Genomic DNA, 13,983 nt, shown 5'->3' on the forward strand with positions numbered 1-13,983 from the left:
GGGGATTTTGGGGAATTTTGCAAAGGTCTCAAACTAAAGGCCGTCTGAATTGCTCTTTCAGACGGCCTTTTGAGGTTTCTATATCTATAATTCTTAGTCGGCGAACTGTTTTTTCATTCGTTCGCGTCGCTCTTGCGCTTCTACGGACAATGTCGCAGTCGGACGTGCCAGCAGGCGTTTGAGGCCGATGGGTTCGCCGGTATCGGCACAGAAACCGTAATCGCCTTCGTCAATACTGCGGAGAGTCGCTTGCACTTTATTGAGAAGTTTACGCTCGCGATCGCGGGTGCGCAGTTCTAAAGCGTATTCTTCTTCTTGAGTAGCTCTATCGGCAGGATCGGGAGCGGATTCGTGCTCTTGAAGATGGCCAGTAGTGGTGTTTGCATTTTCAATCAGTTCTTCTTGCATTTTAACCAGTAGTTCGCGGAAGAAGGCCAATTGGTCGCTGTTCATGTAGTCCTCTTCAGGACCATCCCAGTTTAAAATATCTTGTTCTGTCAGCTTTGCCATGGTGTCTGCTTTCGGTTTGTTGTTAATGATTTGGATGCTACGGGTTTGCTTTTATTGGGTTTTCTTGAATTTCCGTTTTGGAAATTGGGCGAATCATATCATGTTTTACCTATTCATTTGTTCTTTATATTTCGATTTGCACTTTTTTGCACTACCTTACACCTAAATGTATTAAAGCACTTTTTAGGACGTTGTATTTTTAGTCGTTAATACCTGCTGCGCTTTCAGACGGCCTATTGAAGCAACCACAGGTTGGTTTGCTGGATAAGTTGGGGAAACCATCGGGTCAGCCACAACCATAATAAGAGTGCCAACAAACTGCCTGAAAAATCGTATCGTCCTGCGCGTAAGAAGGAAAACGGTTTGAGCAATGGCTGCAAGATTCGTTCGATGGCATAAGTCAACGGCGAATACCGGCCCTGTATACTGGACACCATTCTAATAATCAGACCAATAAGTAATGTATAAGCTGCGGCCTTCAGCATATGGAGTGCGGCAAACCAGAAGTTTGCCAAAATCAGCTTATTGCTGATGGATAGCGCCGGCGAGATGAAAATAATGGCGGTACAGGCAAGGTAGTACACCAGAAAACCTGAAGGCAGGCAGTACCAATCGGTTTTCGCGCCGGATGGAAATGCTTTTTGCCAAGGTTTGGTCAGCCAACCTGTTGCCTGTATGCTGAATTTGAGCAGGGGATGTTCTGCTGCCAATCCTGCGTATCGGAGCAAAAAGCGTGTGATACACAGGATGGCAATAGCGTCTGCCAATAATAAGAGCAAGTCGCCACGCATGTTCAGACGGCCTTATATTGTTGTGCCATTTCTTGCGAACGTTTAACGCAAGCTTCTACGCCCTGTTCGATGGCTTCGGCAACGTGACGTGCTTTGAAGGTTTCGATGGCTTCGTGTGTCGTGCCGCCTTTGGAAGTCACGTTTTGCTGTAATTGTGCGAATGCTTCGCCGGTTTGTTCGGCCAAAGCCACTGCGCCTTTAAATGTAGCGAGGCTCAGTTCGCGTGCATCTTGTTCGTTGAAACCTTGTGCCAAAGCCGCATTTTGGAGCGCGCCCAACAGATAGAAAACATAGGCGGGGCCGCTGCCGCTGATGCCGGTAATATTGTGGAGTTGCTCTTCCTCGTTCAGCCAAACGGTTGTGCCGACAGAGCGCATGATGCCGTCTGCGGCTGTGCGGTCGGCTTCTGAAACGCCTGCATCGGCAAACATACCGGATACGCCCAAACCGATTTTGGCCGGCGTATTGGGCATGATGCGCACGATACGGCGTGTACCGTCCAGATAATGGCTGAGGGTATCGATGGACAAACCTGCCGCTACGGACAACACCAGCGCACCATTCAAACGGATGTTTTGACAGGCTGCCTGCATGTCTTGCGGTTTGACGGCGAGAATGAGGACATCGTCCGCACTCAATTCTGGCAGGTTTTCAGAAGTGGCTACGCCCAATTCTTGCTCCAGTTGCGCTCGTCTTTCGGCGCCGCATTCGACAATGTGAACACGATAACCGTCTTGTTTGACCAAACCGCCTGCAATGGCAGTCGCCATATTGCCGCCGCCGAGAAAATAGATATTCATATATATGTCACTCCTTTGTGATATCGATCAGGCCGTCTGAAACTGCTGTCTACCCTGTTCAGACGGCCTATTACTTTTATTGAGGATAATGCCGCTTACCGAAAATCGCGCTGCCGATGCGGACGTGGGTTGCGCCGCATTCTACCGCGATTGGCATATCTCCGGACATACCCATAGACAAAACATCTGCTTCGACGCCTGCCGCATTCAACTCAGCCAACAGCCGCTGCATGGTATGAAACTGGCTGCGTAACTCATCGTCGCTGCTGTCGGCCTTGGCCACACACATCAATCCGCGCACTTTAATATTCGGCAACTTGGCCACTTCAAGGGCCAGCGCAATCGCTTCTGCGGGCGCTACGCCGTGTTTCGCCTCCTCTGCGGCAATGTTCACTTCAATGCACACCTGCAACGGCGGCATTTCAGACGACCTTTGTTCGCTCAAGCGCCGCGCCGTTTTCAGACGGCCTATCGTATGCACCCAATGTGCGCGTTCGGCCACAAATTTGGTTTTATTGGACTGCACATCGCCGATAACGTGCCAAACAATATCCGGCAAATCGGCCAGCGTTTCCGTTTTCTCAAACCATTCCTGAATATAGTTCTCGCCAAAATCGCGCTGACCGGCCGCATATACTGCGCGGATATCGTCTGCCGGAAAGGTCTTGCTGACCGCTACCAGCTTCACCGCTTCCGCAGGCCGTCCGGCAGCCTCAGCCGCCTGTTCAACCGCCCGGCATACGTCCCGATAGTTTTGTTGCAATACCGACATGGTTTTCTCCTTTAACCCGTTCATCACTCGGCATTTTGAAAATTTTACTTGGTCGAACGGGTTTATCTATTTAAAATAAAGCGATTTTATTATTCTAAACCAAAACAAGGCCACATTATGCAGATTACCGACTTACTCGCGTTCGGCGTGAAAAACAAAGCCTCCGACCTCCATTTAAGTTCGGGCATTTCCCCCATGATACGCGTACACGGCGACATCCGCCGCATCAACCTGCCCGAGATGAGTTCGGAAGAAGTCGGTACCATGATTACCTCGGTCATGAACGACCACCAGCGCAAGCTCTACCAACAGGATTTTGAAGTCGATTTCTCATTTGAGCTGCCCAATGTTGCCCGTTTCCGCGTCAACGCCTTTATGACCGAACGCGGCCCGGCCGCCGTATTCCGTACCATTCCGAGCACCGTCCTAACGCTGGAAGAATTGCGTGCGCCGCGCATTTTCCAAAAAATTGCCGAAAATCCACGCGGTTTGGTCTTGGTAACCGGCCCGACCGGTTCGGGTAAATCCACCACGCTGGCGGCGATGGTCAACTACATCAACGAAACCCAACCGGCCCACATTCTGACCATCGAAGACCCGATTGAGTTCGTCCACCAAAGCAAAAAGGCGCTCATCAACCAGCGCGAGCTGCATCAACACACCCACAGCTTCACCAACGCCCTGCGTTCCGCACTGCGCGAAGACCCCGACGTGATTTTGATCGGTGAGATGCGCGACCCTGAAACCATCTCCCTCGCCCTGACCGCCGCCGAAACCGGCCACTTGGTTTTCGGCACGCTGCACACGACCGGCGCCGCCAAAACCATCGACCGTATTGTCGACGTATTCCCTGCAGGCGAAAAAGAAATCGTGCGCTCCATGTTGTCCGAATCCTTGCGCGCCATTATTTCCCAAACCCTGCTGAAAACCCGCGACGGCAACGGCCGCGTCGCCGCACACGAAATCCTAATTTCCACACCGGCCGTACGCAACCTCATCCGCGAGAATAAAATCGCCCAAATCAACGCCGTCCTCCAAACCGGTCAGGCCCACGGTATGCAAACCCTCGATCAAGCCCTGCAAACCCTTGTCCGCCAAGGCACCATCAGCCCCGAGCTGGCACGCAGCAAAGCGCAAAACATCGAAAACCTCTCTGTTTTCTAAACCATATTCAGGCCGTCTGAACCCCATCATCCCGTTTTCAGACGGCCTTTCAGCCTGACCGAATACCCGTTTTAAAGAGAATCATCATGAGCGACCTCGCCCCTCTGCACGACCTGTTAAGCGAAATGGTGCAAGCCTACTCACAAAAAAACCAAGCACCGCACATCCCCACCCCGGCCGAAATCGGCACGCATCTTCATCCCCTGCTCGACCGCATGTGTGAAGAGGCCGAAAAACGCAACGCATCCGACATCTTCATCAGCGCAGGCTTTCCCCCTGCCATCAAAGTCGGCGGCACCCTCACGCCCATGCCCCACAAAGCGCTGACCGGCGCGGACACCGCCGCCATCGCCGAGTCCACCATGAACCCCGACCAGCTCGAAGCCTTCAACCGCGACTGGGAAATCAACTATTCCGTCCAATCGCGCAGCAACACGCGCTACCGTGTCAACGCCTACCACGAGCAAGGTCGCGTCGGCATGGTATTGCGCCGCGTCAGCCAAGACATTCCCGAGATGAAGACCCTCGGTTTGCCCGAAAAACTCCAAGAGCTTGCTCTTGCACCGCGCGGCCTGCTGATCCTCGCCGGCCCGACCGGTTCGGGTAAGTCCACCACCATGGCCTCCATGCTCAACTACCGCAACCAAAAGCTGCCCGGCCATATCGTTACCATCGAAGACCCCATCGAGTTTATCTACAAGCCTTGCCGCAGCATCTTCACCCAGCGCGAAATCGGCATCGATACCGACAGCTGGAAAACCGCTGTTCAAAGTGCCATGCGTCAAGCGCCCGATGTCATCTGTATCGGCGAAGTTCGTAGCGAAGAAAGCATGGAATACGCCCTCCAACTGGCTCAAACCGGCCATCTGTGCGTTTTCACCATCCATGCCAGCACAGCTTCCCAAACCATCGAGCGCATCATCAACTTCTATCCGGAAGACCGCCGCCAACAGGTTTTGATGGATTTGGCGTTAAACCTCGTCGGCATCATCGGCCAACGCATCACCATCAAGAAAAACCGCCAACGCACGGCCGTTACCGACCTCCTGCTCAACACTCCGGCCATGCAGGACCTGATTTTCAAAGGCGAATTACTGGAAATCCGCGACCTGATGGCACGCTCCGGCAGCAACGGCATGCAGACGTTCGACCAAAACCTCTTCAACCTCTACGCACAGGGCCAAATCGAACTCAGCGAAGCCCTGCGCCAAGCGGTATCCGCCAACGATTTGCGCCTACGCATTCAAATGCACGATGAAGGCAACAATACCGAGCGCCTCTACGACCGCATCAGCGACCTCAACCTAATGACCTGATGGCGCAAGCCAAAAAAGGCCGTCTGAACGGATGTGGAAACGAAATCAAGTATTTTCCCGTATCCGTTCAGACGGCCTTATCCTATTTCAAGCATTCTGAAACCGACTGAAAATCCTGTTAAAATCCAATCATTCATCTCATAACAAATAAAACAACCCAATCATGAAAACTCCGCCACTCAAACCTCTGATCATTGCCTCCCTGCCCGTCTTCGCCAGCGTGTTCATCGCTGCCACCCTCGTTTGGCACTTCGATACGCCCAAGCTCGTCATGCCCTTCGTACTCGGCATTATTGCCGGCGGTTTGGTTGATTTGGACAACCGCCTCACAGGCCGTCTGAAAAACATCGTCATCACCGTTGCCCTGTTCACCCTCTCTTCGCTGCTTGCCCAAAGCACCATCGGCACAGGCGTTCCCTTCATCTTGGCCATGACCCTGATGACTTTCGGCTTTACCATCCTCGGCACCATCGGCCTCAAATACCGCACCTTCGCTTTCGGTGCGCTCGCCGTCGCCACCTACACCACGCTGACCTACACACCCGAGACCTACTGGCTGACCAACCCCGTCATGATTCTGTTGGGCACTGTCCTATACAGCGTCAACACCCTGATCTTCCAAATCATCCTGCCCCACCGCCCCGTCCAAGAAACCGTCGCCAATGCCTACGACGCACTCAGCAACTACTTCGATGCCAAAGCCGACTTTTTTGATCCCGACGAAGCCGCATGGTTGGGCAACCGCCAAATCGACTTGGCCATGAGCAACACCGGCGTGATTACCGCCTTCAACCAATGCCGCGGCGCACTTTTCTACCGGTTGCGCGGCCAACACCGCCATCCGCGTACCGCCAAAATGCTGCGCTACTACCTCTGCGCGCAAGACATGCACGAACGCATCAGCTCCGCCCACGTCGATTACAGCGAAATGGCCGAGCAGCTCAAAAACACCGACCTCATCTTCCGCATCCGCCGCCTGCTTGAAATGCAAGGCCAGGCGTGCCGCAACGTTGCCGCCTCCCTGCGCAACAACAAACCCTACGCATACAGCAAACGCCTCGGCCGCGCCATGGAAGGCTGCCGCCAATCCCTCAGCCATTTTGCCGAGACCCATGCCGACAATGCCAACCTCCACAATATCCGCCGCCTGCTCGACAACCTTAGCAGCGTCGATTACCAACTGCGGCAACTGCAAAACGATGCGTCCCTTGCCGAAAATGACAACGCCGACACCCGCATCGCCGCCCTTGAAAACACCAAGTTCCGCAATATCGGCGAGACCGTCCTCAGCCAGCTCAATTTCGACTCCGGCGTCTTCCGCCATGCCACCCGCCTCTCCATCGTCGTGGCCGCGGCCTGCATCATTGTCGAAATCCTTCATCTCAATCTCGGCTACTGGATTCTGCTGACCGCCCTTTTCGTCTGCCAGCCTAACTACACCGCCACCAAAAGCCGCGTGTACCAACGCATTGCCGGTACGATTCTCGGCGTAATTGTCGGTTCGCTCGTCCCCTACTTCACCCCGTCTGTTGAAACCAAGCTTTGGATTGTCATCGCCAGCACCACCCTGTTCTTCATGACCCGCAGCTACAAATACAGCTTCTCCACCTTCTTCATCACCATCCAAGCCCTGACCAGCCTCTCGCTTGCCGGTTTGGACGTGTACCACGCCATGCCCATCCGCATCATCGACACCATCGTTGGTTCCGTTATCGCATGGGCTGCCGCCACTTACCTCTGGCCCGATTGGCGTTACCTCACTCTCAGCCATACAGCCGCCCAAACCATTACTGCCAACGGCCGCTATCTCGACGCCATCCTCGACCAGCTGCAAAACGGCAGCCGCGATGATGTCGACTACCGCCTCACCCGCCGCCAAGCCCACGAAAGCACCGCCGCCCTCAGCAGCACCTTATCCGACATGAGCAGCAACCCGAAAAAATACCAAGACCGCCTGCAAGACGGTTTTACCCTGCTCAAAACCAGCTATGCACTGACCGGCCACATTTCCGCGCTCGGCGCATACCGCGACCAGGTTCATCACGACGGCAGCGATACCTTCGCCCCATATGCCCGCCTGACCCACCACATCGCCGAACTCCTCAAACAAATGCCGCAGACCGAACCGGCCACCTTCGATACAAGTATCAAAGCCATCCGACAGGAGTTTGCCGATTTGGAGCAGACCGACAAAGAGCAGTCCCAACAAAACCAAATCCTCAAACACCAGCTCGACCTCATCATCCGCCAGCTTGCACCGTGTTATCAGGCATTGCACAGACAGTCGGATACGCAAACCGCCTAAACCGATAACACATTTCAACAAAATAAAGGCCGTCTGAAACCCGATTTGGATTTCAGACGGCCTTTATTCAGCCATCGAGATTAAAACCGATTATGCGCCGCGTTTTTCCAAAGCAGCAACGGCAGGCAACTCTTTGCCTTCCAAGAACTCAAGGAATGCGCCGCCGCCGGTAGAAATGTAGCTGATTTGGTCGGTTACGCCGAATTTGGCAATTGCCGCCAAAGTATCGCCGCCGCCGGCAATCGAGAACGCATCGCTTTGGGCAATCGCTTCGGCCAATACTTTGGTACCGCCGGCAAATTGGTCAAACTCAAACACGCCGACTGGGCCGTTCCATACAACCGTACCGGCAGCTTTGAGCAACTCGGCCAAGGCAGCGGCGGATTTCGGGCCGATGTCCAAAATCATGTCGTCTTCGGCAACATCGGCAATGTCTTTCACCACAGCTTCCGCATCAGCGGCAAAGGCTTTAGCGACAACCACATCGGTCGGCAGCGGAACAGAGCCGCCTTTAGCCGCCATTTTCGCCATAATTTTTTTGGATTCTTCAACCAAATCGTGTTCGGCCAAAGATTTGCCGATGGCTTTGCCTTCTGCCAACAGGAAGGTATTGGCAATGCCGCCGCCGACGATGAGTTGGTCGACTTTGTCGGCCAAAGATTCGAGGATGGTCAGTTTGGTAGACACTTTGCTGCCGGCAACGATGGCGACCATCGGATGAGCCGGTTGTTTCAGGGCTTTGCCCAAAGCGTCAAGTTCGCCCGCCATCAACACGCCGGCGCAGGCAACCGGTGCGGCTTGAGCAACGGCTTCAGTCGAAGCTTGGGCGCGGTGGGCGGTACCGAATGCGTCGTTGACGAACACGTCGCACAAAGAAGCGTAGGCTTTGCCCAGCTCCAAGTCGTTTTTCTTCTCACCTTTGTTGATGCGCACGTTTTGCAGCATCACGACATCACCGGCGTTTAAAGTCGGTTTGTTTTCACGCCAGTCGTTCAATACTTTCACGTCTTTGCCCAACAGTTTACCCAAATGCGCGGCAACAGGCGCCACATCGTCTTCAGGATGGAATTCGCCTTCGGTCGGACGGCCGAGGTGGGTCATCACAATCACAGATGCGCCGTTGTCCAAGCAGTATTTGATGGATGCGAGCGAAGCGCGGATACGGGTGTCGTCGCTGATGTTGCCGTCTTTGAACGGTACGTTCATATCGGCACGGATCAGAACGGTTTTGCCTTGAACATTTTGTTCGGTCAGTTTCAAAAATGCCATGATGATTCCTTTGTGATGGTTGGAAACGGGAATGTTTGGGATTATCCGCGAATGAGGCGCGACGGTAAAGCCGCGCTTGATGTGAATCAGCAGATAAGGCCCGGGCCGTCTGAAACATTCGGCCAATCTTTCAGATTTTCCGCTATACTTTGGCGATTGATTTTCATTTTACGGATTGAACCATGTTACGCCGAATTGCTTTAATGCTTGCCTTCGCGCTGCCTGCCGCCTCATGGGCGCAGACGCTTTCTGAAACCCTGCCCAACGGTCTGAAAATCATCGTCAAAGAAGACCACCGCGCGCCTGTAGCCGTTTCGCAGATTTGGTACAAAATCGGCAGCGTGGATGAAAAACCGGGCAAAAGCGGCTTGAGCCACGCTTTGGAACACATGATGTTTAAAGGCACGAAAGACGTTCCCTCCGGCGAGTTCAACCGCCGCGTATCCGAGTTGGGCGGGCAAAACAACGCCTACACCAACCGCAATGAAACGGTGTATTACGAAAACGTCGCCGCCGCCAACCTGCCCGAGATTCTGAAGCTCGAGGCAGACCGCATGCACAACCTCAACTTCAGTGACAAAGAATTCCTCAACGAGATGAACGTCATCCGCGAAGAACGCCGCCAACGCACGGAAGACACAGCCGATGGCAAAATGTGGGAACAAGCCTATCTTGCCGCCTTTACCCAACCATCCATGCGCGCCTCCGTCATCGGCTACATGAAAGATTTGCACACCCTAAAAGCCGACGACTTGCGCGCGTGGTACAAACAATATTACGCGCCCAACAATGCCGTATTGGTCATTGTCGGCGATGTCGATGCCAAACAAACGCTTCAGACGGCCGCCAAACTCTTTGGCGATATTCCAGCCAAAGCCCAGCCGCCGCGCAACAAACTCCATACCGAACCCTATTTGCGCAAGCCTGTTACGGTCAAAGCCACTTCTCCGGTTACACACCAGCCGCTGATTGCCATCAACTTCCGTGTACCGAAACTCCAAAAACTCGATGACACGATGCCTTTCGCCCTCGACATCCTCTCCGATATTTTGGCAGGCAACGCATCCAGCCGTTTTGATAAAAACCTCGTGCGCGGCAAGCAAACCGCATTGAGCGCAGGAACGCATTACGACATCATCAGCCGCGAAATGCCGCTGTTCAGCGTCATGGCCATGCCTGCCGAAGGCGTGAAAACCGATACTCTGATTACCCAGCTGCGCCAAGAAATCAAAGACATTGCCGACAACGGCGTTTCCGAAGAAGAATTGCAGCGCGTCAAAACCCAGGCAGCGGTCAGCGAAATCTACGCCAAAGACTCCATGTCTTCCCAAGCCTCCATGATGGGCCGCCTCGAAGCGCGCGGTTTCCAATATACCGACGAACAAGAAATTCACCGCCGCTTACAGGCAGTCAGCGCGCAAGAAGTACAGGCCGCCGCCCGGATGTTGACCGACGAGCGCATGAGTACCGTCATCATCGAGCCGCAAAAACCTGCCGCCGCGCCAAGCAAAAAAGCTGCCAAACGCCGATAAACACCAGGCCGTCTGAAAGCCCATACCCTTTCAGACGGCCTTAACAGAAAGCCACAACATGAAACCCACCCTGCTCGCCCTTGCCCTACTCCTGCCCTTAAGCGTCCAAGCCGCCACCGACATCCAACGCTGGCGCAACCGCGACGGCACCCAAATCCTCCTTGTCGAACGCCACGAAAACCCCATCATCGACCTTGAAGTCAGCTTCAAGGGCGCAGGCAGCGTCGCCAATCCGGACGGCAAAAGCCAAGTTGCCGAATTTACCGCCTCCCTCCTGACCGACGGCACCCAAGAGCTGGACGAAGAAGCCTTCAATGCCGAAGCCGACAACATCGGCGCACAAATCAGCAGCGACAGCAATGCCGAAAGCGCATCCGCAGGCTTCCGCAGCCTCAGCAAAGCCGACATCCGCGACAAAGCCGCCAACTTGCTCAACCACTCGCTGACCCGTCCGCGCTTTGACGAAACCGTTTTCCGCCGCCGTCAAATCCAATCCATTACCGGCTTGCAACAACAGGAAACCACCCCCGACTACACCGCCACGCGCGAACTGACCAAGCTCATCTATCCGAACCACCCCTACGGCAGCGGCGCAAACGTAACCGTCGACAGCCTCAAACAAGTTAGTCTGGACGACATCCGCGCCTTCCACCGCACCCACTACGGCAAAGACAACGCCATCGTCGCCATCGTCGGTGACCTCAACCGCAAACAGGCAGAGCAACTGGTCGAACGCGTCCTCAAAGACCTGCCGGCCAAAGCCACCGCAACCCATGCCATCCCGCCCGTTCCCAAACAAACCGCCCAACGCCGCGACATCCCCTTTGCCGGCACACAGGCACAAGTCCTGCTCGGCACCTCCCTCTTCAAACGCCACGACCCCGACTACTACGCCCTCGTTGCCGGCAACTACATCCTCGGCGGCGGCGGTTTCGACAGCCGCCTCATGAAAGTTTTGCGCGACCAACACGGCTACACCTACGGCGTATACAGCAGCCTCGCCCCGGCGACAGAAGAAGGCACGTTTGCCATTTCCTATTCCACCCAAAAGAAAAACACCAAAGCCTCACTGGCTGACACCCAAGCCGTCATCGAGCAGTTTATCGCCGAAGGCCCGACCGAAGCCGAACTGAAACAGGCCAAGGCCAACATCGTCGGCGGCTTTCCCCTGCGCTACGACTCCAACGACAAACTGCTCAACTACCTGAGCCTGATCGGCCTCTACGACCTGCCCAACGACTACTTGGAAGCCTATCCCAAAGCCATCAACAGCCTGACCGTCGAACAAGTCCGCGACGCATGGCAACGCCGCGTCAAATTCAAAGACCTCAACACCGTCGTTGTCGGTGCAGAATAAAACGCTTTAAAACAACAGGCCGTCTGAAAGATTTTTCAGACGGCCTTTAGCTTTGTTTAAAATCAATCAAACCATTTGTAGATAATTGGTAGAATTTAAGTCCTCTTTTTACATTTTCTTTTGATTTTACTTAAGAAATCCTCGCTCCATGTGATTGGGATTGCACGATTTGTTTTTGTTGCTCCTCATATTCAATTTGTTGTGCTGTTTGCTGAATTTGGCTCAGGCTTTCCTCTACCGGCGTCTTAGCCGCTTCCCACATATCTACAGAAGCCATTATTAATCCGGGGGCTCTGTGTCCGACCGAGACTTTCCCATTATCGTTAATATTGATTAAAGACACACCACTCATCTTGTTTTTATAAGCCACTGAAGCTAACGACATCGCAATATTGTCCAAACTATTTGCATCGTAAGCGATGTTTTTCTGGGCACAAAAATCAGCAAAAATCTGTTTCCCTTGATGATAGATTTTTTGGGCGTTTTGCGGCATATCCTCAATAGTTAAAGCCGTTGGTTTATCAATATCCGCCGCGTATTGATCGCGTTCATCCCTTTCATCCAAAGACATCATATTCGGATCTTTTTCGATAAGGTCACGGGTTTTTTGGTACATTTCGTTGGCATTCTGCTCAATGTCTCGCCAACGCCCCAGCAGGCTTTTATCATATAAGGCTGGTGATTTTTTCAGCTTATTAAATAACCCTCCTCCTTGACGAAACAGAAGAATACCTGTTTCTTCCATCAGAATATCTGGTTTTTCTTGGTTCGATTTCTCCGATTGGAGTCTTTTGAAGTCCTTATCCGTAATATTGACAAATGGCAGCTTGTCGGTATCGGTATAGACGAGCGGGACCGATCTGCCTATACCTTTCGGGTCCAATACGGAATTGAACACTGCATTTGCTTTGCCTACCGCCCATTTCTGAAGTTTTCCCGAAGCGTCTTGGGAAGATGAACCTCCGATAAAGTCGAAGTTGTCGTTTTTAGGCGTGATTCTGAGGTTGCGGATTTCTCGACTGCCGTCGGGCCGGACGAAGAATTGGAGTTTGGCAATATCCGTTTGGGTAACGGTTACTTGGGTTGAGCCGAAAATAAAAGCGCGTTCGACGTAATCGGAGGATGAGGTATCTATGCCGTATTGGGAAATAGCTGTAGTAAATCCTCTTTCTGTTTTAGGTAATTCTCTAACTCTTTGAGCAATCTTTGTCTTTCCATAAATCAAATCGATAGCTTCATCAAAAGAGTAAGGCTTATCTCTAACAAGTAGATTTTTAGCATTAAAAAAGTTTTCAAACATTTTAAAATCTGCTGCCGAAGCATATCGTCCTGCACCATTTCTCATATAGTCTGTTGCGTCAATATGAATAGGTTTTCGTTCGGTAGAGGTTGCCGCAGTAAGCATATCTTCTTTCTTTGGAGGGATTGCAGCATTCCACAAATAATGTGATAAAACTTTATCTACTGATACTTCAGATACTTTTAACGCATTACGAGAAATTCCACTTACATTAGGCATGTCTTATCCTTTCAGTTTAGTTTGATGGATATAATATGGTTGCCAGAGTATATCTCCACAATTATTCATAAATAGGATTTCTGAAAATCTACTCTGATATGTTTTTTCTTTTTTCGTTTCATCTTGGCGTAATCCAGGAATAATCTCTTTGATCTCTACATAAAAATTCCCCACACCATAATCCATAATATTAATATTTTTTGGAATTTCGTTTTCCGGAAAAATTCTTGCAAATTCTATATAGGTAACTAATTCACTATTTTTTATTTTTAATATAGCTTCTTTTTTATTTAAGATATTACAGCAGTCCGAGCCAAAAATAACTTCTTCCTCTTCAGGTGCTCTAAACACCAGGGTAAATCCTTTGCTGCCATAGCCGGTTAAATATTTCTCTAAATCTTCAGTTTTTTCTATTTCTTTTTCCTGATATTGTGGTAATAGAGGATGATCTCTTGGGTCTTTCTTTTCTAAAAAAAGGCTATCCCATTTTCCGTTAGTATAATCTTGTGGGACAAACCACACACGGCAAGCTTTTTTATTACGAATACAATCCTCGCTGGTATAAGCATCCCCAGCCAATGTAGTAGTAAAATCTGTCCGATAAGCTTCTGCAACCCCCAACAACCTACCTGCAAAACTGACCATTGC

At 52.0% G+C, this 13,983-nt stretch carries 12 protein-coding genes; 5 read left to right on the top strand and 7 right to left on the bottom strand.

Going from position 1 to position 13,983, the window contains the following annotated elements:
- Positions 1-93 precede the first annotated feature (93 nt).
- From dksA to HMPREF2608_RS06405, 4 genes are all read right to left on the bottom strand, one after another.
- On the bottom strand, positions 94-510 hold the full coding sequence (gene dksA, locus HMPREF2608_RS06390; RefSeq protein ID WP_004519243.1) for an RNA polymerase-binding protein DksA: 417 nt from the start codon (positions 508-510) through the stop codon (positions 94-96).
- Positions 511-743: 233 nt separating this feature from the next.
- On the bottom strand, positions 744-1,301 hold the full coding sequence (locus HMPREF2608_RS06395; protein ID WP_070826364.1) for a YggT family protein: 558 nt from the start codon (positions 1,299-1,301) through the stop codon (positions 744-746).
- Positions 1,302-1,303: 2 nt separating this feature from the next.
- Positions 1,304-2,101 carry a pyrroline-5-carboxylate reductase gene (gene proC, locus HMPREF2608_RS06400; protein ID WP_070826365.1) on the bottom strand — a complete coding sequence of 266 codons (798 nt, stop codon included), beginning with the start codon at positions 2,099-2,101 and terminating at the stop codon, positions 1,304-1,306.
- A 76-nt stretch (positions 2,102-2,177) separates the two neighbouring features.
- Positions 2,178-2,873: a YggS family pyridoxal phosphate-dependent enzyme gene (locus tag HMPREF2608_RS06405; RefSeq protein WP_070826366.1), complete on the bottom strand. Its 696-nt coding sequence runs from the start codon at positions 2,871-2,873 to the stop codon at positions 2,178-2,180.
- Between the two features lie 117 nt (positions 2,874-2,990).
- Here HMPREF2608_RS06405 and HMPREF2608_RS06410 point away from each other — a divergent pair, with 117 nt between their 5' ends.
- The 3 genes from HMPREF2608_RS06410 to yccS all read left to right on the top strand — a co-directional run bounded on the left by HMPREF2608_RS06410 (position 2,991) and on the right by yccS (position 7,658).
- The gene (locus HMPREF2608_RS06410) at positions 2,991-4,037 is read left to right on the top strand and encodes a type IV pilus twitching motility protein PilT (RefSeq protein ID WP_070826367.1); all 1,047 of its coding nucleotides are present in this window, start codon (positions 2,991-2,993) and stop codon (positions 4,035-4,037) included.
- An 86-nt stretch (positions 4,038-4,123) separates the two neighbouring features.
- Positions 4,124-5,353, top strand: coding sequence for a PilT/PilU family type 4a pilus ATPase (locus tag HMPREF2608_RS06415; RefSeq protein ID WP_070826368.1), 1,230 nt, complete (start codon positions 4,124-4,126; stop codon positions 5,351-5,353).
- Positions 5,354-5,516: 163 nt separating this feature from the next.
- Positions 5,517-7,658: a YccS family putative transporter gene (gene yccS, locus HMPREF2608_RS06420; protein WP_070826369.1), complete on the top strand. Its 2,142-nt coding sequence runs from the start codon at positions 5,517-5,519 to the stop codon at positions 7,656-7,658.
- 90 nt (positions 7,659-7,748) lie between these two features.
- On the opposite strand, the gene HMPREF2608_RS06425 is transcribed toward yccS, so the two are convergent.
- Positions 7,749-8,927, bottom strand: a complete 1,179-nt coding sequence (locus tag HMPREF2608_RS06425) for a phosphoglycerate kinase (RefSeq protein WP_036493913.1) — start codon at positions 8,925-8,927, stop codon at positions 7,749-7,751.
- Between the two features lie 182 nt (positions 8,928-9,109).
- Between HMPREF2608_RS06425 and HMPREF2608_RS06430 the strand changes: the two genes are divergently transcribed.
- On the top strand, positions 9,110-10,459 hold the full coding sequence (locus HMPREF2608_RS06430) for a M16 family metallopeptidase (RefSeq protein WP_070826370.1): 1,350 nt from the start codon (positions 9,110-9,112) through the stop codon (positions 10,457-10,459).
- 58 nt (positions 10,460-10,517) lie between these two features.
- Complete coding sequence (locus tag HMPREF2608_RS06435) at positions 10,518-11,816, top strand: M16 family metallopeptidase (RefSeq protein ID WP_070826371.1); 1,299 nt, start codon at positions 10,518-10,520, stop codon at positions 11,814-11,816.
- A 130-nt stretch (positions 11,817-11,946) separates the two neighbouring features.
- Here the strand turns inward: HMPREF2608_RS06435 and HMPREF2608_RS06440 are convergent, their stop codons facing one another.
- Positions 11,947-13,335 carry a calcium-binding protein gene (locus HMPREF2608_RS06440; RefSeq protein WP_283122298.1) on the bottom strand — a complete coding sequence of 463 codons (1,389 nt, stop codon included), beginning with the start codon at positions 13,333-13,335 and terminating at the stop codon, positions 11,947-11,949.
- Positions 13,336-13,338: 3 nt separating this feature from the next.
- Positions 13,339-13,983, bottom strand: a 645-nt coding sequence (locus tag HMPREF2608_RS06445) for a hypothetical protein (RefSeq protein ID WP_070826372.1), incomplete at its 5' end; no start/stop codon positions are given.

The sequence above is a fragment of the Neisseria sp. HMSC064D07 genome, assembly GCF_001837185.1.
GTDB lineage: Bacteria > Pseudomonadota > Gammaproteobacteria > Burkholderiales > Neisseriaceae > Neisseria > Neisseria flavescens_C.

What these genes read in the sequence shown, in the direction of transcription:
- HMPREF2608_RS06395 (WP_070826364.1), bottom strand. Translation starts at nt 1,301, where the DNA reads ATGCGTGGCGACTTGCTCTTATTATTGGCAGACGCTATTGCCATCCTG.
- HMPREF2608_RS06410 (WP_070826367.1), top strand. Translation starts at nt 2,991, where the DNA reads ATGCAGATTACCGACTTACTCGCGTTCGGCGTGAAAAACAAAGCCTCC.
- HMPREF2608_RS06415 (WP_070826368.1), top strand. Translation starts at nt 4,124, where the DNA reads ATGAGCGACCTCGCCCCTCTGCACGACCTGTTAAGCGAAATGGTGCAA.
- HMPREF2608_RS06425 (WP_036493913.1), bottom strand. Translation starts at nt 8,927, where the DNA reads ATGGCATTTTTGAAACTGACCGAACAAAATGTTCAAGGCAAAACCGTT.
- HMPREF2608_RS06435 (WP_070826371.1), top strand. Translation starts at nt 10,518, where the DNA reads ATGAAACCCACCCTGCTCGCCCTTGCCCTACTCCTGCCCTTAAGCGTC.
- dksA (WP_004519243.1), bottom strand. Translation starts at nt 510, where the DNA reads ATGGCAAAGCTGACAGAACAAGATATTTTAAACTGGGATGGTCCTGAA.
- proC (WP_070826365.1), bottom strand. Translation starts at nt 2,101, where the DNA reads ATGAATATCTATTTTCTCGGCGGCGGCAATATGGCGACTGCCATTGCA.
- yccS (WP_070826369.1), top strand. Translation starts at nt 5,517, where the DNA reads ATGAAAACTCCGCCACTCAAACCTCTGATCATTGCCTCCCTGCCCGTC.
- HMPREF2608_RS06405 (WP_070826366.1), bottom strand. Translation starts at nt 2,873, where the DNA reads ATGTCGGTATTGCAACAAAACTATCGGGACGTATGCCGGGCGGTTGAA.
- HMPREF2608_RS06440 (WP_283122298.1), bottom strand. Translation starts at nt 13,335, where the DNA reads ATGCCTAATGTAAGTGGAATTTCTCGTAATGCGTTAAAAGTATCTGAA.
- HMPREF2608_RS06430 (WP_070826370.1), top strand. Translation starts at nt 9,110, where the DNA reads ATGTTACGCCGAATTGCTTTAATGCTTGCCTTCGCGCTGCCTGCCGCC.